The following is an 18455-nucleotide window of genomic DNA, read 5'->3' as shown; positions in this document are numbered from 1 at the left end:
AACTCCCCTCCGTTCGCGTTCGCGAACGGAGACAGGGAGAAAGAGGCTATTATGACCAGACATTTCCTCAATCTTTCCGACGCTGGCGGAGATGCGCTCGCCACGATGATCAGCGACGCCATCGACCGGAAGGCCGCGCGCAAGAGCCTGCCCAAGGGACAGGCCGATGCCGACGCGCCGCTCGCAGGCCACACGCTGGCGATGATTTTCGAGAAGAATTCGACCCGCACCCGCGTCAGTTTCGACATGGCGATCCGCCAGCTGGGCGGCACGTCGCTGATCCTGGACGGTGCGACCAGTCAGCTTGGCCGGGGCGAGACGGTGGAGGACACCGCGCGCGTGTTGAGCCGCATGTGCGACATGATCATGATCCGCACCGACGACCATGCGAAGATCGAGGAAATGGCGCGCCATGCGACCGTGCCGGTCATCAACGGCCTGACCGACCTGTCGCATCCCTGCCAGATCGTCGCCGACCTGCTGACAGTGGTGGAACATGGCCTGGCGCTGCCGGGAAGCCAGTGGGCATGGCTGGGCGACGGCAACAATGTGCTTCATTCGATCATCGAGGCCGCGGGCCTGTTCAAGTTCGACGTCCGGGTCGCCGTGCCGGAGGGCTATGAGCCCGATCACGCCTTCATTCAGGAAGCGCGGGCGCTGGGGGCCGGCATCACGCTTACCCGCGATCCGGTCGCGGCGGTCTCTGGGGTCGATGCCGTCGTCACCGACACCTGGATTTCCATGGGGCAGGCGCATGCCGACGAAAAGCTGAAGGCGATGATGCCCTATCAGGTGACCGTCGACCTGATGGCCAAGGCGAAGCCCAGCGCGAAGTTCCTGCATTGCCTGCCCGCCCATCGGGGCGAGGAAGTGGTGCCTGAAGTGATCGATGGTCCGCAATCGCTGATCTGGGATGAGGCGGAAAACCGCATTCATGCGCAAAAGTCGGTTCTGCTCTGGGCCGCCGGGCGCCTTGGTTGAGTTTGGGGCGAGCTGTCCTATCTAAGGGCGGATCGGCGTGAATGACAAAGGGCTGCCTCATCCTGCATGACGGTTTGCATGGCTGTCCGGCCCCGCCCAGTGGATTTTGACCTGCCCGCCCAGCGGGTTGCATGGAGCCTGACTTGAATTCTTCCGCTCATATCGATCAGGCCCTGGGCTTCACCATCCCATCGCGCAACGCGCGTGGGCGCGTCCTTCGCCTTGGGCCCGTGCTCGACGATGTTCTGGCCGCGCACAGCTATCCGCCGCCGATCGAGCGGCTGCTCGCCTCGGCGCTCGTGCTTGCCGCGTTGCTTGGCTCGACGCTCAAGGATGTGGATGGGCAGCTGACGCTTCAGGCGCAGACGGAAAATGGCGTCGTCAGCCTGCTGGTCGCCGATTACAAGGGCGGCGAAGTGCGCGGCTATGCCAAGTTCGATGCAGACCGGCTGGCGGAGCTTGGCCCCGATCCGACGCTGTTCGGCTTGTTCGGCAAGGGCTATCTCGCCATCACCTTCGACCAGGCGGTGACCGGGGAACGCTATCAGGGCATCGTGCCGCTGGACGGCGAATCGCTCGCCAAGGCGGCGGAGCATTATTTCTTCCAGTCCGAACAGATCCCCAGCGTCGTCCAGATCGCCGTCCGCCACGAAGCGGGGCAGGGCTGTTTCGCCGCCGGCATGCTGCTCCAGCATTTGCCCGAAGGGGAAGTGGGCCGTGAACGGCTGCACACCCGGCATGACCATCCCGAATGGGAACATGTGCAGGCGCTGGCGACGACGCTGAAGGATGAGGAGCTGACCGCCGCGGCGCTGCCGCTGACCGATATCGTATGGCGTCTGTTCCATGAGGAAGAGGTGGTTCGGGTCACCGAGCCCGTCGATCTGGTCAAGGGTTGCCGTTGCGACCTTGCCCATATCCGCAGCGTCATTGGCCGTTTCCCGGCGGAAGAACGCGCGGAGATGGCGGATGATCAGGGTGTCATCGGCGTCGATTGCGCCTTTTGCTCGCGCCTCTTTCCGGTTTCGCTGGACAGTTTCGTACAGGGCTGACACCAATCTGTTGCGATATCGGAACGGATTTTGAAGCGTCCAGCGGGGGCTGACGCATCAAATGGCCGCAATTGAGGCGCATGAAGGCGGTCACGCGTTCATGCGCGCGGCAATCCGGTGACGGAGTTCGCGATGAAAGACGGGGGCTATCGAATGAAGACAGGTCGGCACGCCTTTGGCGCGGCTTTTGCCATGCTTATCGCCGCATTGCCGGCCGTTTCGCGTGCGCTGCCGCCACTGCCGCTTCGCGGGCTTGAACCGGGGGAGTGGGAACTGCGCGCACGACCGGAAGCGGGAGAAAAGGGCGATCTTCGCAGAATATGCCTCGCCGATCTGCGCCAGTTCATCCAGCTGCGCCATGCCCGCAACAGCTGCAAAAGCCTGACCGTCGATGAAGCCGCAAAGCGGCTGATCGTCAGCTATGATTGTGCAGGCGCAGGCGGCGGACGCACCGATTTGCGGATTGAAACCCCGCGTCTTGTGCAGATCCAGTCGCAGGGCATAGCCGATGGCGCGCCCTTCTCTTTCAGTTTGGAAGGGCGGCGGGTCGGCGCCTGTCGTTGACCGCGTCCCTTGCGTCAAGCCGGTCGGGGCGGTAGCGCGGGAATCATGGCTGCCAATAATGGGAAATTCGCCGTCGTCCTGCTGTCGGGCGGCCTCGATTCGATGGTCGCGGGCGGACTCGCGCGGGAAGCGGGCTATCGCATTTTCGCGCTGACAATCGACTATAATCAGCGGCATCGGATCGAATTGGGGGCAGCTGCGCGCGTGGCGTCTGCGCTGGGTGCATTGCGCCATATCATCCTGCCGCTGGATCTCACCGCATTTGGCGGATCGGCGCTGACGGCGGACATGTCGGTGCCCAAGGGCGGCGTGGGACGGGGTATTCCCATCACCTATGTGCCTGCGCGCAACACGATTTTCCTGTCGCTGACGCTGGGCCTTGCCGAAGTATCGGGGGCCAACGATGTGTTCATTGGCGTCAATGCACTGGATTATTCGGGCTATCCCGACTGCCGTCCCGAATTTATTGACGCGTTTCAGAAGATGGCCGCACTTGCGACCAAGGCTGGCGTCGAAGGCCACCCGCTCCGCATCAATGCGCCGCTCCAGAATATGAGCAAGGCCGACATTGTCCGTGAGGCGCATCGCCTGGGCCTTGACGCGGGGATGAGCTGGTCCTGCTACGATCCCGCCCCCGGCGACCTGCATTGCGGGCTGTGCGACAGTTGCCGCTTGCGCTCCAAGGGATTTGAAGAGGCTGGCCTGCCCGATCCCACCCGCTACGCGGCAAAGCCCTAGGGATAGGCGGATGACCTACGCCGTCAAGGAAATGTTCCTGACGCTCCAGGGGGAAGGGGTGCATAGCGGCCGCCGCGCGGTGTTCCTGCGCTTTGCCGGATGCAATCTGTGGACCGGCCGCGAAGAAGACCGGCGCAAGGCCGTCTGCCAGTTTTGCGATACCGATTTCGTCGGCACCGATGGCGATGGCGGCGGCAAGTTCGCCGATGCCGCATCGCTGGCGGATGCCGCGCTCGCTTTCTGGGGCGAGGGGGAAGAGGAGCGCTACATCGTTCTGACTGGCGGCGAACCGATGCTGCAGATCGACGAACCCCTGATCGACGCATTGCATGCGCGGGGTTTCAGGATCGCGATGGAAAGCAACGGTACGATCGCCGCCCATCCCGGAATCGATTGGGTCTGCATCAGCCCCAAGGCGGGCAGCGAGGTCGTGCAGCGCAGCGGCAATGAGTTGAAGCTGGTCTGGCCGCAGCCGGGAATCGGTCACAGCCTTGCCGATGTGACGGGCATGGAGGGCTGGGCCTTCGATCATCTGCTGATCCAGCCCCTCGACGATCCGAATGCTGTCGCAAACATGCAGGCCGCGATAGATCTGGTGATGGCCCGGCCCCGCTGGCGCTTGAGCCTTCAATCGCACAAATATCTCGGGCTGCGCTAACCTCAGCCTCAGTTTCTTCCCGCCGCCGTCTACCACACTGACGCAGACGGCGGCGGATGAAGGCTATTGAGCGCCAACCTGCCGGTTATAGGCAATCTGGCAATTCGGCCGGAGCTTGTCCTTCTTCCAGCATTTCTTGTCGAAGGAAGGCAGCGTCAGCGAATAGCCCCGGCCCGGATCGCCGTAAAATTGCTCGCCCGCAAGCACCAGCGACTTCTTGATAGAGCCTAGCCCGGTGCGCGCCACTTCATTCAGTGCCCCGCGATTGGCGAAGATCGCCTGCCGCCCGACCAGTGCCGCCGCCTGACAGAAGCCGCGCTGCGCCTGCACCGTTGAATAGCCCGAATAGATGCGGGTGCCATATTGGTCCGCCGCCGTCTGACCCGCTTTGCCCTTGCCCGCGGTTCGCTGGAAATAGCCCAGCAGCACTGATTGCGCCGAGTCCAGTTCGGCGTCATGATGCGCGATCATCGCATTATAATTGCTGATCGACAGCAGCGTCGGTTCAAACTGGCATTGCAGCGCGGCGACGTTCAGCGCAGCCCGCAGGTTCCAGACCAGCCCCGCGCGGATTTCGTCGGCAGTTGCGCCCGGCAGGCCCAGCGCGGTCGCGGCTTCCACGTCGGTCAGCGGCGGCGTGGAGAAATCAGGCGGCGACCAGAAGAACTGGGCGGCAGCCGGTTGCGCGATCATCGGCGCAGCGACCAGCATCAGCCCGAAACAGATCCGGCGCAGGGTGGAACAGGATGTCATGACTTCCCCTTTTTGAACGACGATCGGACAGGCTTTCTCTTATGATATGCCTTGCCAGCGGCGCCTGTATTGCGCCTGAACGCCTTGCTGCTTCTATTGATCCGAAAGCACTTCCATATCGCCCTGCGCCGCGTTGTCGGCGGTCTCCGGCTTGGGCGCTGCGGCGGCGCTGTTGTTTCCACCGCCAGATGGCAGTGCGGCGGCGGCGGGTGCTTCGCTCTGCACGCCGTCCAGGTCCGTCATCGCGTCGGTAGTGGTGCCGTCCACGACTTCCATGTCCTTCATCTGCACCATGTTGCTGGTCTTGTCGTCCTTGCCGCAGCTCGCCAAAGCGGTGCAGCCCGTCAGCAGCAGGGCGGTAAAGATCGTCCTCGCGTTGCCACGCATCCGGGTCTCCCAAACATCGTCATGCCCGGCGGCCCCCCACCCGGCGAAAGCGCAGACCCTAGCGACCAGCCCCGCATTGCTCAACCCCCGCACGGCAGCTGCGCAATCGGCTGAGAAAAGCCGGAAAATGCGCCTTCAGCGCTGCGTCGAGCGCGGCCATCGAGGTGCTCTTTCCCAGTGCCGCCAGGCTGGTGACTGGATATTCGGCCAGCCCGCACGGCACGATGCCCCCGAAATGCGACAGGTCGGGATCCACATTGATCGAAAAGCCATGCAGCGTCACCCAGCGCCTTACCCGGATGCCAAGCGCCCCGATCTTTGCCTCACGCCCGTCAAGGTCGTCGGTCCATATGCCGATCCGCCCCTCGGCCCGCCGCGCGTCCACGCCCAGATCGGCCAGCGCGTCGATCATCCAGTCCTCCAGATGGTGGACGAAGTTCCGCACATCCTTGCCCCGCTCCCGCAGGTCGATGTTCAAATAACCGATCCGTTGGCCCGGCCCATGATAGGTATAGCGCCCGCCGCGCCCTGCCTCATGCACCGGAAATCGCGGGTCAATCAGTTCCGCCGGGCTGGCGCTGGTCCCGGCGGTATAAAGGGGTGGATGCTCCAGCAGCCAGACGCGTTCCCCCATCTCGCCGTCGAAGATCGCCGCCGCCCGTGCCTCCATGTCCGCGAGCGCCGCAGGATATTCAACCGGCGCGGAATCCACCCGCCATTCGATCTGCGGTTCGCTGGCAGGATCAGGGGAAGAGGATGACATGGCGCTTCCTTGACTTGGGCGAGGGGAGCGATCAAGTCTCCTCCTCGATTTTCCGCACGAGAATTAAGGCTAAGATATGACGGTTATGTCGATCGGCAAGGCATGGGAAGAAGCGGTTGCCTTTGTCGCGCGCGAACGCAGCCTGCTGTTCCCGGTTGCTTTGCTGTTTGTCGCGTTGCCCGGCCTCATCGTCCAGGAAATAACGCCGCCCGAACTCGCCAAGTGGACGATGGACAAGGGTGCGATGCCCGACGTTCCGGCCAGCTTCTGGCTGTCGATGCTGGTCGGAGTCATTCTTATCTGTTTTGGTTCGCTTGCCTTGTTCGCGCTGGCGCTGCGGCCGGGGATCAGCGTTGGCGAAGCGCTACGGCTCAGCCTGTCGCGCCTGCCAGTCCTGCTTGGCACGGCTGCCGCTGTGCTCGGCGCGCTGCTCGCCATCGTTATCGTCGGAGCGATCGTCGTCGTCGCTTTCTCGATGGTGGCAAAGCCTGCTGGTGCGGCGCTGACCATGCTGTTGGCGGTGGGTCTGGGCGGCGTGATGCTGTTCGGCAGCGTCCGGCTGCTGCTGCTCAATCCCGTCGTGATTGATGGGAAAGAGGGTGTCGTCGCCTCGCTGCGGCACAGCTGGGCGCTGACGCGCGGCCATTTCTGGCGGCTGCTGGGCTTCATGCTGGTGTTGACACTGCTGTCCGCCATCGTCGGATCGGCGGCGCAGGTGATCTTCGGCCTGATCGGTGGGCTTGTCGCCGGGGCGGATGGCGCGCGCCTGATCGGCGGCGTCGCGGCGGCGGCCGTTTCCACCGTGGTGCAGGTCTATATGCTGGTGATGCTCGCTCGCCTCTACCGTCAGGCGGAAGCGCGCTGAGCCAGCATCGGCACGTGCGGCGCTGCGTCCGGGCTTAGCAACCCCGCCAGGCGCGGGTCGGCGAAAATCTCTACCTCGCGTTTGAATGGCGCGAACCCCGCCTTGCGATAGAAGCCAAGCGCGCCGGGGCTGTCGAGGGTGCAGCTATGCACCCACAAACGCGTCACATCCTTGCGCCAGGCGAGCGACTTGGCCTGCGCCATCAGCCATTTGCCGAACCCCCTGCCAGTCATTTCCGGGATAAGGCCAAGGAAGCTCAGTTCGCAGTCGGGCAGGTGGCGGAAGTCGAGTTCCAGCAGGCCCACCTCCATCCCGCGCGGGTCGGTGACGGCGAAAATCTGGACAGCCGGGTCATGGATGATGGTGGTCAGTTCGGCATCGCTCATCACCAGCCGGGAGAACCATAGCCACGGTTCCCCGACGCGCCGGAACAGGGCGCGATAGGCGTCCGGGGCGGGCTGCTTCCATGGAACAAGGCGCAGCGGCGCGGGCGGGATCGGCGTGGGCCGGGGGCGTTCCACCATCTCCAGATGCGTGACGACCGTCGCGATATGACCATCGGCGACCGGCATCAGGCTCACGGCTTTCAGCTCCAGCTCGCCATCGGCGGCAGGCTCATCAGTATGGCGTCGATATTGCCGCCGGTCTTGAGCCCGAACAACGTGCCACGGTCATGCACCAGGTTGAATTCCGCATAACGGCCGCGCCATTCCAGCATCGTCCGATAGTCCTCGTCATTCCAGCTTTCGTTCATCCGCCGCCGCACGATCGGCGGGAAGGCGTTCAGGAAAGCGTCCCCCACCGCGCGGGTGAAGGCGAAATTGGCCTTGAACCCGGCATCGTCCGCACATTCCAGATGATCGTAGAAAATGCCGCCGACTCCGCGATGGACGCCCCGATGCGGGATGAAGAAATAATCGTCGGCCCATGCCTTGAACCGGGGATAATAGTCAGCGTCATGGGCGTCGCATGCGGCCTTCAGCACGGCATGGAAATGCGCCGTGTCTTCTTCGCGGGGGAGGGGGGGATTGAGGTCCGCGCCGCCGCCGAACCAGCTTTTCGTCGTCACCAGGTAACGCGTGTTCATATGTACGGCGGGCACATGCGGATTGGCCATATGCGCGACCAGGCTGATTCCGGTCGCGAAGAAGGCTGGACTCTCCTCCGCGCCATGGATGGTCTTGGCAAATTCGGGCGCGAATTCACCCGAGACCGTCGAGACGTTGACGCCGACCTTTTCGAATATCCTGCCCTTCATGACGCCGCGCACGCCGCCACCGCCTTCGCCGGGCGTCAGGCCGGGCGCCTCGCGATCCCATGGCGTGTAATCGAAGGATGCGTCGCTGCCTGCCTCGCGCTCGATCGCCTCGAACTCGGCGCAGATACGGTCGCGCAGTGATTCGAACCAGGAACGGGCGGCTTGCTGCTGGGGATTGAGCGCCAAGGTCATGTCATTCTCTGTCATTGTGGAAACTGGCCGGTCTGGCGAAGGGCTTCGGCAACGGCGATGCCCGTCGAAACGGCAATGTTCAAGGACCGAAAGCCCGGCGCCATCGGGATTCGCACGCGCAGATCGGCCAAGTCGCGCACCGCGTCCGGCACGCCCGCGCTTTCCGACCCCATCAAGAGGATGTCGTCATTCTGGAATTTCACCTCTGGCAAGGGCTGCGAGGCATGGCTGCTCATCAGCACCAGGCGGCGCCCCTGCGCGCGGCGAAGGTCATCGAATGCCTGAAAATTGGCGTGCCGCGTCACTTCGGCGGCAGCGCCATAATCCATCGCCGCGCGTTTCAGCCGGGCGTCGGAGAAGGCGAATCCCATCGGCATGATGATGTCCACAGGCACGGAAAAACAGGCGGCAAGGCGCAATATGGCGCCTACATTTCCCGCAATCTCGGGTTGATAAAGAGCGATACGCATGGCCCGCGCATAAAGCAGCATGGCAAATTGTCATAGCCATGGCCAAATTGCTGTTGGCAAAGAAGCTGCAGTGGGGCTATCAGGCCCCCGAACCACGCCAGGGGGAAAGGCGGGGCCCCTATTCTGTGGGCGCCGTGGCTCTCCCGATAATCAGGGCCGGAGACGGCAATGCGGCGGGTAACAGGGACGTCTTTGCAAGGGTTGAGGTGCATGGCGAGCGTTGAACATACGGACAGCCAAGGTCTATCCGGCGGAGATGGAGTGCGTCGTCGCGACTTCATCAATATCGCCGCAGTAAGCTTCGCGGGGGTCGGGGCCGTCGCCGTCGTCATTCCGCTCGTCGATCAGATGAATCCCAGCGCTGACGTGCTGGCGCTTGCATCGACCGAGGTCGACATCTCATCGATCCAGCCGGGTCAGGCGATCAAAACGACCTTCCGCTCACAGCCGCTTTTCGTGCGTCACCTGACCGAAAAGGAAATTGCCGAGGCGGACAAGGTCGATGCTTCGGGCCTGCGTGATCCGCAGACGCTGGAAGAGCGCACGGTGGATGGCAAGAAGAACTGGCTCGTCACCATGGGTGTTTGCACCCATCTGGGTTGCGTGCCGCTCGGTGCCGGCGAGGGTGAGAACAAGGGCGAGTTTGGCGGGTATTTCTGCCCTTGCCACGGTTCGCACTACGACACGGCCGCCCGCATTCGCAAAGGCCCCGCGCCCAAGAACCTGGAAGTGCCGAAGTTCAGCTTCACTTCCGACACCGCCATTCTCGTAGGCTGAGGTAAGAAACCATGAGCTTTCCCTGGGCTGAGCATTATTCTCCCAAGCATCCTGCGATGCAGTGGATCGACGAGAGGCTGCCGCTTCCGCGCCTCGTCTACAACGCGATCGGCGCCGGTTATCCCGTGCCGCGCAATCTCAACTATTTCTGGAACTTCGGTGTTCTTGCCGGCCTTGCGCTGGTGATCCAGATCGTTACCGGCGTGATCATGGCGATGCATTATGGCGCCAACACGCTGGTCGCTTTCGGCACCGTTGAGCAGACGATGCGTGACGTCAACGCAGGCTGGCTGATGCGCTATGCACATGCCAACGGGGCGAGCTTCTTCTTCATCGTCGTCTATCTCCACATCTTCCGCGGCCTTTTCTACGGCTCCTACAAGGCGCCTCGTGAAATGGTCTGGCTGCTTGGCCTCGTCATCTTCCTGCTGATGATGGCCACCGCGTTCATGGGTTATGTGCTTCCCTGGGGCCAGATGTCCTATTGGGGCGCGAAGGTGATCACCGGCCTGTTCGGCGCGATCCCGGTCGTGGGCGAACCGATCCAGACCTGGCTGCTCGGCGGCTTTGCTCCTGGCAATGCCTCGCTCAACCGCTTCTTCTCGCTGCACTTCCTGCTGCCCTTCGTTATCGCCGCAGTCGTGATGCTGCACATCTGGGCGCTGCACATTCCGGGCTCGTCGAACCCGACCGGCGTAGAAGTGAAGGGGCCTCAGGACACCGTGCCCTTCCATCCCTACTACACCGCAAAGGATGGTTTCGGCGCGGGCGTGTTCCTGATCGCGTTCTCGATCCTGCTGTTCTTCGCGCCGAATTACCTCGGCCACCCGGACAATTATATCGAGGCGAACCCACTTTCGACGCCGGCGCATATCGTGCCCGAATGGTATTTCTGGCCGTTCTACGCGATCCTGCGTGCTTTCACGGTCGACTTTTTCTTCATTCCGGCGAAGCTGCTCGGCGTGCTGGCGATGTTCGCATCGATCCTGCTGCTCTTCTTCCTGCCCTGGCTGGACACTTCGCCCGTGCGCTCGGGCAACTATCGCCCGACCTTCAAGAAGTTCTTCTGGATCCTGATCATCGACGTAGCGATCCTGGGCTATTGCGGCGGCGCGCCGGCGGAAGAGCCCTATGTGATGATCTCACAGATCGCTTCGGCCTATTATTTCGCACACTTCCTGATCGTCCTGCCGCTGATCTCACGCTTTGAAAGGCCGCTGCCGTTGCCAGGCTCGATCACCGAAGCGGTGCTGGGCCGCGAGCACATCAAGGGCGAACAGGACGCGCTTCCCGGCATGGGCAGCGATCCGCAGCCGTCGAACGCCGGCTAAGAGGGGGATAAGAGTAACATGGTTCGCATCGGCGCATTTCTCGTCGGCCTCTTCTTTGCTGGCTGGCTGCTGATCTCCTTCCTGATGGGCGCGGCGGCTTATGTCTCCGAACCGCCAGCCAAGACGGTCGAGCATGAGTTTCATGAGCATCCCAAGAAGGTCGATTTCTCCTTCAGCGGTCCGCTGGGCAAGTTCGATCAGGCGCAGTTGCAGCGCGGCTTCCAGGTTTTCAAGGAAGTCTGTTCGGCTTGCCACAGCCTGAAGTTTGTCGCTTTCCGCGATCTTGCCGGCATTGGTTACAATGAAGCCGAGATCAAGGCGATCGCCAAGCAGTGGGCGATCAAGACGCCCGACGTCGATCCCAAGACGGGTGAGATGTCGACGCGCGACCCGGTCCCCGCAGATTATTTCCCCAAACCCTTCGCGAACAATGTCGCGGCGGCGGCGGCGAACAACAATGCGATCCCGCCGGATCTCTCGCTCATGACCAAGGCGCGCCACGATGGGTCGGCCTATGTCTACTCGCTGCTCACTGGTTATCAGACGCAGCCGGCTGAACTGCTCAAGCACTTCCCGGATGCCAAGACGCCTGAGGGGCTGCACTACAACCCCTATTTCGCCAACCTGAACCTCGCCATGGCGCCGCCGCTGACGGCAGACGGTCAGGTCACCTATGGCGATGGCACCAAGGCAACTGTCGATCAGATGTCGCAGGATGTGGCCGCATTCCTGACATGGACGGCGGAACCGAAGCTTGAAAACCGCCGCCGCGCGGGTCTGGCGACGATCGTCTTCCTCCTGATCGCGACGGGCCTGGCCTACATGTCCTACCAGAATATCTGGGCGGACAAGAAAAAGGCCGCCTGATCGCGGCCTGAGGCTGGACTGGAATAATCGAAGGGGCGCGGTTTCATCAGGGAGCCGTGCCCCTTTTCTTGTAAGAGGGTTTCGATGAGCACCGTCGATCTTGCCGCGCTGGTCCGCACCATTCCCGACTTTCCAAGGCCCGGGATCCAGTTCCGCGACATCACCACGCTGCTTGCCGATCCGGAGGGCTTCACCGATCTGATCGCGCGCTTGGCCCAGATCGCCCGCCCGTTGGATGCAGACCTGATCGTAGGCGTCGAAGCGCGGGGCTTCATCCTGGGCGCGGCGCTCGCCAATGCGCTCGGCCTGGGCTTCGTGCCCATACGCAAGGCGGGCAAGCTGCCCGGCAAGACCATGGGCATCGATTATGTCCTGGAATATGGGACCGACCGCCTCGAAGTGCATGAAGGCCAGCTCGCTCAGGGCGCTCGAGCCATTCTGGTCGATGATCTCATAGCAACGGGCGGCACGGCCCTTGCTGCGGCGCAGCTTGTGCGCGAGCAGGCCGCCACGGTTCTCATGGCCCTTTTCGCCATTGACCTCCCCGATCTCGGCGGCCGGACGGCGCTTGAGGCACAGGGTATCGCCACCTCCGCCATCCTCGCCTTTTCCGGCGAGTGACGCTGTCATCGTGCCGCTCACGCCTCTGGATGTTCGCTGCGAGACGATTGCAGGCAAGCGGGTTCTGTTCGTCATGGCGATCGAGGACGAATATGGGCCGCATCTAAGATCTCGTTTTGCGCCGCTCATGACTGGCGTCGGCCCTGTGGAGGCCGCAATCACGACCGGCCTCGCGCTCCACCGTCTCCATGATGCGAATACGCTGCCCGACCTGGTCGTGTCCCTGGGCTCGGCCGGATCGCGCGCTTGTGAATTGGGCGAAGTCTATCAGGTCGCCAGCGTCTCCTGGCGCGACATGGACGCCTCGCGCCTGGGCTTCCCCAAGGGGGTCACGCCCTTTATCGACCATCCCGTCGATCTGCCCCTCCATGCACCCCTGAAATTGCCCAGCGTGCGGCTATCGACGGGCGCGAATATCGTTGGCGGCGACGATTACGCGCTGATCGACGCCGATATGGTCGATATGGAAACCTTTGCCATAGCGCGCGCGTGCCAGCGCTTTGCAGTGCCCCTGACAGGGTTGCGCGGCGTGTCCGACGGGCCGGGGGAACTCAATGACATGCTGGGCTGGACGCAACTGCTCACACTGCTTGATGAGCGTTTGGCTGCCGCAGTCGATTTGTTGGCGGATGCTCTCGGACGGTCTCATCGCTGACGGCTGGGTTGATGCCGGAGATTCCGACAGCGCGTTGAGGCATCCGGTGCTCAGCGACTAGACAGGAATGATGTAATATAATTCCTATGAAGGACGCTGCATCTGCGCTTGCGATCCTGATGCTCGCCTTCGGTTGAGACCCACCGCCAGTTCATCTGTAACAACCGAGCCCAAGGGTAGGGAAAAAGAACAACCCCCCTACGCCCATGACCTAAAAAGGGTTTCGATGGTGGGCGTGGCAAGGATTGAACTTGCGACCCCTGCGATGTCAAGGCGGTACGGGTGAGGGGTTTTCTCATTTGGAATCAATGATGTGTCAACATAGCAGCTTAGCTCTGCCCAAATTTTGCTAAATCCCATCATAAGACGAACTGCTCCCAACAACCCAATTTCATTTGCCTTGAATTCGATGTTGTCAATGCATGTGACGTGCCCATTTTTCTACCGTGTCGAAATCAGCGGTTGATGTTGCAGCTCGCCCTTCCGTTAGTGTGGGTGCATTGCTCTTGTATTATACACTGAATAATCGTCCTGCCACCGGGATCGAGGGCGCGGTTCGACGCCCGCGGTCCGATCCGCACGCCCTACAATTATGATGTCAACATCGCTCACGCTTCATAGCAGAATGCGTATCTAGCGCTAACAAGGGCGTTTGGGGGATTGACGAAGGCCCAACAAAACTGGCAGGGCGCTTCTTCCTAACGGGCGGGTATAGCTCAATGGTAGAGCACTAGCCTTCCAAGCTTGTGATGCGGGTTCGATCCCCGCTACCCGCTCCACAGCTATCATGCATCGCGCACCGAGGCGGCTGGCCGCTACAAGCGCCATATGATGGCCGTGTGGCCGGCTTCCTCATAAAGCCAACCACCGATCGTCTAAATGAAATGCTGATGCTCTCGATCAGCGCGATCGATGTCATGCAAGAATCAATCGCAAGCGATCCGATCTTGCTCCGATCGTACGCAGGACGGCATGAGCAGGCCGATAGCGATCCTCACGGGACTGGGAGGAGGAAGCCACCGAAACCCTCAGCCAAACTATGGAGGTGATCAATGCCAAGGAAGCTTTCTTCCAAGACCTTTTCTGTGCGTAACGCGCCCGCGTCCAGGGGATACTGACGACCTCGGCACGAAGGGGGAGAATGCGAGATGGTGAAGAGAAGACGCGCACGACGCCATATGGAGGTCTTGTGTACGAAATTTTACTCGCCTCGAGCCACCCTGCTCGCGGCAAACTGCGGGTCATGAAGAACCGCCCCTGTTAAGAATTGCAGTTCGGCAGTGCTTGGCAGGCGGCCGGCATCTCGCGATGCCACGAACCAGCTGGCGCCAGGATGATACCAAGGGATCGCTTTGCCAGTAAGCCCTGCGACAGAGAGGAACGCGTGAACCTCGTCTTCCGTGTATCGCACCGATCCTGGATATACCCATTCCTCCGACTCGGCATGAACATGCGGCTCCGCGGCGTTCCAATAGGAAAATAACGCCAGCCCATCTTCTTGCAGGACATCGGCAAAGCTGGTCATCAACCGCTGGAATAGCGCTGGTCCGCAATGGGTGACGATCGACTGCGCCATGATGAAGTCGAACTTGCAACCGAACACTGTGCAATCGAAAGAAGCATCGCTGGAGAAGATCGGCTGCTTCAGATCAATCGCGTCCTGCCCTAACTCGTTCCGAACAGCGTCATCGATCAGCCACGTATTTGGTTCAATGGCGTGATAGCGTCCCGGCCGAAGGTAAGGGATCAGCAGCCTTCCCAGGCGAAGCGAACCAGCGCCGAAGTCCAGCACATGATGATGCTCGCGCAGACCGCACTGGAACATAAGGCTGAATTGCGTTGCGCTCATGAAATCGAACCGGTTGGGCGGGCCGACATAAGCGCGATAATGGTTACGTCCGGCGTCGAGGGCCTTGGCCTCGTCGATGGTAAGGGACCGCTTATCCTCCCCCACAATGGCAGGTGAATTCTCTAAGCGCTCGAACGCCACGATCCTCTGCGCGCGGGGGTGATTCCAATTTCCAATATAGCGCAAACGCCAAGGAAGGCCACGAATAGCAAACGACAGGTCTCTTACAGAATAGTGATAAGGGTCCTGCACATCATAGCTGATCTTACCGCCGGGTTCGTGGCGACGAGGCTCGTCGGACGGCGCCCCTTCTGGAAGCTCAAAAAAGGTGGCGTAGAAGACGCCGCCTGCCTTCATTTTCGGGAACGTCCGAGTAAGGCACTGCCGGATTCGGTTGAGCGTTAGGTGGGTGAAAACCGACTGAGCAATGGCATAATCGAAGGTGCCATCCGGCCAGGGCAGTTCAAAGGTATCGGTGCACGTCAGGTTTTCACGCGGCATTTTGTCCTGAATGCCCGCTTCTGCCAACTCGATCTCATAACCAGCATCCAAGAACGCCCGGTTCATATCTGAACCGTAGTAGTTCCCCGGCTCCAGATAATCGATGAAGTGAACTCCACCGCGAAGAGAGCCGCACCCGATGTCAATCAGTTTATGTTCAGGCTTCAGCCCCTCTGATTTTAGGAAGTCGAACTGAAGAGCGCCAATGGCATCCCATTGATCCCCGATCAGCTGCCGGTGTAGGCCGGCATTGACTCCCTCGCGATTTCGGTTGAGATCGAAGTATGAGCTTTCCAAGCCAATGCCCCCTAGTCGTTCGAAGTGTGGCTATATCACTATGGCTTTTGCGGACAAGGCGGCTCGTCAGAATAGGTGCCACAGGGTCGGCGTTTGGACGGCTTCAATGGGTCATCAAGGCGAGGTTTGAGCCTGCTTTAGAGGGTTAAGATTGCTTCAGAACGGCCGCGGAGCAGTCGCAGGGATCCGCGCCGCCACATGAAGTCCGAGAAGGAGGCGGCAGGGCCGGACCAGAAATCCAGAAGAGGGTGCGTTGGTCTGGCTTGTAAACTAGCTGTTTTGCTCATTTAGATCGGCATCCGTCCGCAGATGCAGCTGGCCAACGATCATCTCGTTACGACGTTGAACCATTCATTGCATTTTATCAGATTATTCACGCAAGATGCTTGAATATAGATCGCTGAGCCGCTCTTTATAACGCGCGTCGGAGAACATTTGAGATTGCTGTTTTCCTGCCGAGATTAGACGATCGCGGAGGGAGATGTTGCTGTCCAAACCCTCGATTGCGGCTGCTATCTCAGCCACATCATAAGGGTCGACGAGCAATCCCGCATTGCCCACGACCTCGGGCAGAGAGCCCGTATTCGAGGCAATCACCGGCGTTCCGAGCTGAATTGCCTCGAGCGCGGGAAGGCCAAATCCTTCGAAAAGCGATGGCATCAAGACAGCTTTGGCACAGCGGATGAGACGAAACAGCAAGGCTCGCGGCATGTAATCGAGTTGAATGATTCGCTCGCTTGAGATCGCGCGTCCATGGATTGTAATGCCGGATCCTCCGTTTGCCACGTCTGTCATGCCCCAGTTTCTAGCACTGACAATGACGAGAGGAGACTTGGCGCCGCTAGAAAGATAAGCTTCAATGATACGCGCGATATTTTTCTTGGGATCGAGCGCTCCAAAGAAGAGAAAATAATCGCCTCTCCTTAGAGAATACATCTGCTCAATAATGTTAGAATCTACAGTGGGGTCGCTTGTTAACACATCTGTGGGCACCGGACTGCTTTGATATGTGTTGAATATACGTCCTCTGGCTACTGGAAATCTACTAACAATGTCGTCCAGGCTTGTCTGCGATACTGTGCAAATTCCTGCACCGCTATTCACACAATTCTTTACCAGGCTGTAATAAAACTCCTTATCGTCGAGCGTTAGATAAGGCATCTTCAATGGAACTATGTCATGAAGGGTATATATATTTTTGGAACCCATCAAATGTACTGGGATCGGATAAGTCCAGTGCATTACATCCGGCGGTTGAGGCAATTCGATTTTGAGAAAGGTTTTAAAATACCGAAAGTGCCAGTTTGCGGCTTCGAACAGGGAGGCCGATGACCAGATGCGGTCGAAGCTGGGAATTCGGTCTGATAGACCCTCTTTTAAAACCTGGTCGGTGACGGGGACTTCCAATAACCGCTGCCGCATGAAAGCGCGAAGTTTTTCCTTTCTCACCCGTTTGCGCGCCAGCTTTCGTGTTTCCGTTCTTTCGCGGCCTACAAGATCGTAAAGCATGGTTTCGCGCATCTCCGGCGTCTCGCCGACGTCCAGTCCGAATATACCTTCGACCTGATGGCCCATCTCTTTGAGCATGCGAGCCAGGGTGAAACCGTATGTGGCAACTCCAGTGCCCTTCGGCATTGCGAAATTGTAGCCATCAACAGCAATACGCAACCGTCTCGAATCCCAAATGTGTTCAGGCATGTTCAATCATCGATCTTGAAAAAAGCTCTCCATAGAGCTCAGAAAGGTTTTTTGTAAATTTTTCGCTCGAAAACGCGGTAGCCCGCAATCTGCCCCACCGCTCCAAGGATCCTACGAGGTCATCATCGTTTGCAATCCTATTGAGACCGTCGGTGATGCTGCTTTCGTCGCGAGCGTCTACCAGAAGCGCCGCACCTCCGGCGACTTCGGCAAGTGGACCCTCATTCGAAGTGAGTACGGCTGTTCCGAGGGCCATGGCCTCTACTACGGGTAGGCCGAAGCCCTCCGCGAGGGACGGGAAAACCAGGGCTCGCGCTTGAGCGATCAACGCTGAGAGCCGCTCCGCGGGCTGGTAGGGCAAATTCCATATGCCTGCTGCAGGATCGGCATGATTAGCATGAGGTCCTATAAGCAGTAATGGGAGGGATCTACCCGACCGTTTGTAGGCGGTGACCAGCTTAGCGATATTTTTCCGAGGCTCAGATGATCCTGCGAATATATAATATTTCTTCGGTTCAAGCGGAGGTGGTAAAGAAAAATATTCCGATGGGGTCGACTCAACTGCTATACTACAATTGCTCACTAAACCTGGGTTGCATCGGATGGTGTCGATAATGCTTTGTCGTGCCGAACATGTAACCGTTACAATATGGCTCGCTTTACTCAATATTTCTTTCAGTAGAACGCGGTGATGTTCGCCTTGCATGGGAGTTAGGTTAGGGTAAATAAGAGGTATAACATCATGGATCGTGTAGATGTTGATCCAGCCGGCGATCCGGATTGGTAGGGGCAAGCTCCAGTGGATCAGTCCATGAGAGTGAGGAGCGTGGACAGTTAGCATCTTCCCCGTTTGGCGAAACCGCACGTAGGCTAAGCGAAAAATGTCAGGCGCATGCAGGATTGCTCCTCGGTCCTGGCCTGCTTTGAGGTCCGCGCGTACTGAGGAGGTCGTGAACGCTCTAAGCCAGCGGATGGCGCGCTCCTTGCCGCTGACCGGCGGAGTGCCTTGATCACAGCTGTCGTCTTTCAGAAGCAAAGGGCATGGGGTCAATTTTTGCTGCGCCATCCGCAAGGCTGCTGCATATGTAGCGATGCCTGATCCTGGTTGAGCGATAATGCGCCCATCCATGGCGATAATCCTGTTGTCTAGATCCTGCATTGCGCCCTATTGGCATGGA

General features: G+C 60.0%; 20 protein-coding genes and 1 tRNA gene. 12 read left to right on the top strand and 9 right to left on the bottom strand.

Annotated elements, in window-relative coordinates:
• Positions 1–51: 51 nt before the first annotated feature.
• The 5 genes from argF (at position 52) to queE (ending at position 3993) form a co-directional block, all read left to right on the top strand.
• On the top strand, positions 52–981 hold the full coding sequence (gene argF / locus K663_RS13075) for an ornithine carbamoyltransferase (RefSeq protein WP_062118288.1): 930 nt from the start codon (positions 52–54) through the stop codon (positions 979–981).
• A 143-nt stretch (positions 982–1124) separates the two neighbouring features.
• Entirely contained in the window at positions 1125–2033 is a 909-nt protein-coding gene (gene hslO, locus K663_RS13070; RefSeq protein WP_443018940.1) for an Hsp33 family molecular chaperone HslO, read from the top strand.
• Between the two features lie 132 nt (positions 2034–2165).
• Positions 2166–2597: a DUF3617 domain-containing protein gene (locus K663_RS13065; RefSeq protein ID WP_235589449.1), complete on the top strand. Its 432-nt coding sequence runs from the start codon at positions 2166–2168 to the stop codon at positions 2595–2597.
• Positions 2598–2642: 45 nt separating this feature from the next.
• On the top strand, positions 2643–3335 hold the full coding sequence (gene queC, locus K663_RS13060; protein ID WP_062118282.1) for a 7-cyano-7-deazaguanine synthase QueC: 693 nt from the start codon (positions 2643–2645) through the stop codon (positions 3333–3335).
• Positions 3336–3345: 10 nt separating this feature from the next.
• Positions 3346–3993, top strand: a complete 648-nt coding sequence (queE, locus tag K663_RS13055) for a 7-carboxy-7-deazaguanine synthase (protein WP_062118279.1) — start codon at positions 3346–3348, stop codon at positions 3991–3993.
• Positions 3994–4056: 63 nt separating this feature from the next.
• Here the strand turns inward: queE and K663_RS13050 are convergent, their stop codons facing one another.
• The 3 genes from K663_RS13050 to lipB form a co-directional block, all read right to left on the bottom strand.
• Entirely contained in the window at positions 4057–4746 is a 690-nt protein-coding gene (locus K663_RS13050; RefSeq protein WP_062118276.1) for a hypothetical protein, read from the bottom strand.
• Between the two features lie 93 nt (positions 4747–4839).
• Positions 4840–5133: a hypothetical protein gene (locus tag K663_RS13045; protein WP_062118273.1), complete on the bottom strand. Its 294-nt coding sequence runs from the start codon at positions 5131–5133 to the stop codon at positions 4840–4842.
• Positions 5134–5191: 58 nt separating this feature from the next.
• Positions 5192–5896, bottom strand: coding sequence for a lipoyl(octanoyl) transferase LipB (gene lipB, locus K663_RS13040; RefSeq protein ID WP_062118270.1), 705 nt, complete (start codon positions 5894–5896; stop codon positions 5192–5194).
• Positions 5897–5972: 76 nt separating this feature from the next.
• On the opposite strand from lipB, the gene K663_RS13035 reads away from it, so the two are divergent.
• Positions 5973–6761, top strand: a complete 789-nt coding sequence (locus tag K663_RS13035) for a glycerophosphoryl diester phosphodiesterase membrane domain-containing protein (RefSeq protein ID WP_062118268.1) — start codon at positions 5973–5975, stop codon at positions 6759–6761.
• On the opposite strand, the gene K663_RS13030 is transcribed toward K663_RS13035, so the two are convergent.
• The 3 genes from K663_RS13030 to K663_RS13020 are packed head-to-tail and all read right to left on the bottom strand — an operon-like array spanning position 6743 to position 8681.
• Complete coding sequence (locus K663_RS13030) at positions 6743–7333, bottom strand: GNAT family N-acetyltransferase (protein ID WP_443019008.1); 591 nt, start codon at positions 7331–7333, stop codon at positions 6743–6745. The two genes, K663_RS13035 and K663_RS13030, sit on opposite strands and share 19 nt — an antisense overlap.
• 14 nt (positions 7334–7347) lie before the next feature.
• A complete protein-coding gene (hemF, locus tag K663_RS13025; protein WP_145902274.1) occupies positions 7348–8211 on the bottom strand; it encodes an oxygen-dependent coproporphyrinogen oxidase in 864 nt (287 codons plus the stop codon).
• Positions 8212–8222: 11 nt separating this feature from the next.
• Entirely contained in the window at positions 8223–8681 is a 459-nt protein-coding gene (locus K663_RS13020) for a tRNA (cytidine(34)-2'-O)-methyltransferase (protein ID WP_062120898.1), read from the bottom strand.
• Positions 8682–8891: 210 nt separating this feature from the next.
• Here K663_RS13020 and petA point away from each other — a divergent pair, with 210 nt between their 5' ends.
• The 6 genes from petA (at position 8892) to K663_RS12985 (ending at position 13711) form a co-directional block, all read left to right on the top strand.
• On the top strand, positions 8892–9458 hold the full coding sequence (petA, locus tag K663_RS13010) for a ubiquinol-cytochrome c reductase iron-sulfur subunit (protein WP_037467561.1): 567 nt from the start codon (positions 8892–8894) through the stop codon (positions 9456–9458).
• A gap of 11 nt (positions 9459–9469) precedes the next feature.
• A complete protein-coding gene (locus K663_RS13005; RefSeq protein WP_062118257.1) occupies positions 9470–10789 on the top strand; it encodes a cytochrome b in 1320 nt (439 codons plus the stop codon).
• 18 nt (positions 10790–10807) lie between these two features.
• Positions 10808–11656, top strand: coding sequence for a cytochrome c1 (locus K663_RS13000; protein WP_062118254.1), 849 nt, complete (start codon positions 10808–10810; stop codon positions 11654–11656).
• Positions 11657–11740: 84 nt separating this feature from the next.
• On the top strand, positions 11741–12277 hold the full coding sequence (locus tag K663_RS12995; protein WP_062118251.1) for an adenine phosphoribosyltransferase: 537 nt from the start codon (positions 11741–11743) through the stop codon (positions 12275–12277).
• Between the two features lie 73 nt (positions 12278–12350).
• A complete protein-coding gene (locus K663_RS12990; RefSeq protein ID WP_062120895.1) occupies positions 12351–12932 on the top strand; it encodes a 5'-methylthioadenosine/S-adenosylhomocysteine nucleosidase in 582 nt (193 codons plus the stop codon).
• A 705-nt stretch (positions 12933–13637) separates the two neighbouring features.
• Positions 13638–13711: transfer RNA gene (locus K663_RS12985), tRNA-Gly, on the top strand.
• A gap of 422 nt (positions 13712–14133) precedes the next feature.
• On the opposite strand, the gene K663_RS12980 is transcribed toward K663_RS12985, so the two are convergent.
• The 3 genes from K663_RS12980 to K663_RS23350 all read right to left on the bottom strand — a co-directional run bounded on the left by K663_RS12980 (position 14134) and on the right by K663_RS23350 (position 18406).
• Positions 14134–15579 carry a class I SAM-dependent methyltransferase gene (locus K663_RS12980; RefSeq protein ID WP_062118248.1) on the bottom strand — a complete coding sequence of 482 codons (1446 nt, stop codon included), beginning with the start codon at positions 15577–15579 and terminating at the stop codon, positions 14134–14136.
• 369 nt (positions 15580–15948) lie between these two features.
• On the bottom strand, positions 15949–17277 hold the full coding sequence (locus K663_RS12975) for a glycosyltransferase family 4 protein (protein ID WP_062118244.1): 1329 nt from the start codon (positions 17275–17277) through the stop codon (positions 15949–15951).
• On the bottom strand, positions 17270–18406 hold the full coding sequence (locus tag K663_RS23350) for a glycosyltransferase family 4 protein (RefSeq protein ID WP_158511184.1): 1137 nt from the start codon (positions 18404–18406) through the stop codon (positions 17270–17272). The genes K663_RS12975 and K663_RS23350 overlap by 8 nt, the downstream gene beginning before the upstream one ends.
• Positions 18407–18455 lie beyond the last annotated feature (49 nt).

It is taken from the genome of Sphingobium sp. MI1205 (assembly GCF_001563285.1).
Taxonomy (GTDB): Bacteria; Pseudomonadota; Alphaproteobacteria; order Sphingomonadales; family Sphingomonadaceae; genus Sphingobium.
This window is presented reverse-complemented; position numbering and strand designations above follow the sequence as displayed.

What these genes read in the sequence shown, in the direction of transcription:
- K663_RS13005 (WP_062118257.1), top strand. Translation starts at nt 9,470, where the DNA reads ATGAGCTTTCCCTGGGCTGAGCATTATTCTCCCAAGCATCCTGCGATG.
- K663_RS23350 (WP_158511184.1), bottom strand. Translation starts at nt 18,406, where the DNA reads ATGGATGGGCGCATTATCGCTCAACCAGGATCAGGCATCGCTACATAT.
- K663_RS12990 (WP_062120895.1), top strand. Translation starts at nt 12,351, where the DNA reads ATGGCGATCGAGGACGAATATGGGCCGCATCTAAGATCTCGTTTTGCG.
- K663_RS13045 (WP_062118273.1), bottom strand. Translation starts at nt 5,133, where the DNA reads ATGCGTGGCAACGCGAGGACGATCTTTACCGCCCTGCTGCTGACGGGC.
- K663_RS13020 (WP_062120898.1), bottom strand. Translation starts at nt 8,681, where the DNA reads ATGCGTATCGCTCTTTATCAACCCGAGATTGCGGGAAATGTAGGCGCC.
- K663_RS12995 (WP_062118251.1), top strand. Translation starts at nt 11,741, where the DNA reads ATGAGCACCGTCGATCTTGCCGCGCTGGTCCGCACCATTCCCGACTTT.
- petA (WP_037467561.1), top strand. Translation starts at nt 8,892, where the DNA reads ATGGCGAGCGTTGAACATACGGACAGCCAAGGTCTATCCGGCGGAGAT.
- argF (WP_062118288.1), top strand. Translation starts at nt 52, where the DNA reads ATGACCAGACATTTCCTCAATCTTTCCGACGCTGGCGGAGATGCGCTC.
- K663_RS13035 (WP_062118268.1), top strand. Translation starts at nt 5,973, where the DNA reads ATGACGGTTATGTCGATCGGCAAGGCATGGGAAGAAGCGGTTGCCTTT.
- K663_RS13065 (WP_235589449.1), top strand. Translation starts at nt 2,166, where the DNA reads ATGAAAGACGGGGGCTATCGAATGAAGACAGGTCGGCACGCCTTTGGC.
- queE (WP_062118279.1), top strand. Translation starts at nt 3,346, where the DNA reads ATGACCTACGCCGTCAAGGAAATGTTCCTGACGCTCCAGGGGGAAGGG.
- K663_RS12975 (WP_062118244.1), bottom strand. Translation starts at nt 17,277, where the DNA reads ATGCCTGAACACATTTGGGATTCGAGACGGTTGCGTATTGCTGTTGAT.
- K663_RS13000 (WP_062118254.1), top strand. Translation starts at nt 10,808, where the DNA reads ATGGTTCGCATCGGCGCATTTCTCGTCGGCCTCTTCTTTGCTGGCTGG.
- K663_RS13030 (WP_443019008.1), bottom strand. Translation starts at nt 7,333, where the DNA reads ATGCCGGTCGCCGATGGTCATATCGCGACGGTCGTCACGCATCTGGAG.
- queC (WP_062118282.1), top strand. Translation starts at nt 2,643, where the DNA reads ATGGCTGCCAATAATGGGAAATTCGCCGTCGTCCTGCTGTCGGGCGGC.
- K663_RS13050 (WP_062118276.1), bottom strand. Translation starts at nt 4,746, where the DNA reads ATGACATCCTGTTCCACCCTGCGCCGGATCTGTTTCGGGCTGATGCTG.
- hemF (WP_145902274.1), bottom strand. Translation starts at nt 8,211, where the DNA reads ATGACCTTGGCGCTCAATCCCCAGCAGCAAGCCGCCCGTTCCTGGTTC.
- lipB (WP_062118270.1), bottom strand. Translation starts at nt 5,896, where the DNA reads ATGTCATCCTCTTCCCCTGATCCTGCCAGCGAACCGCAGATCGAATGG.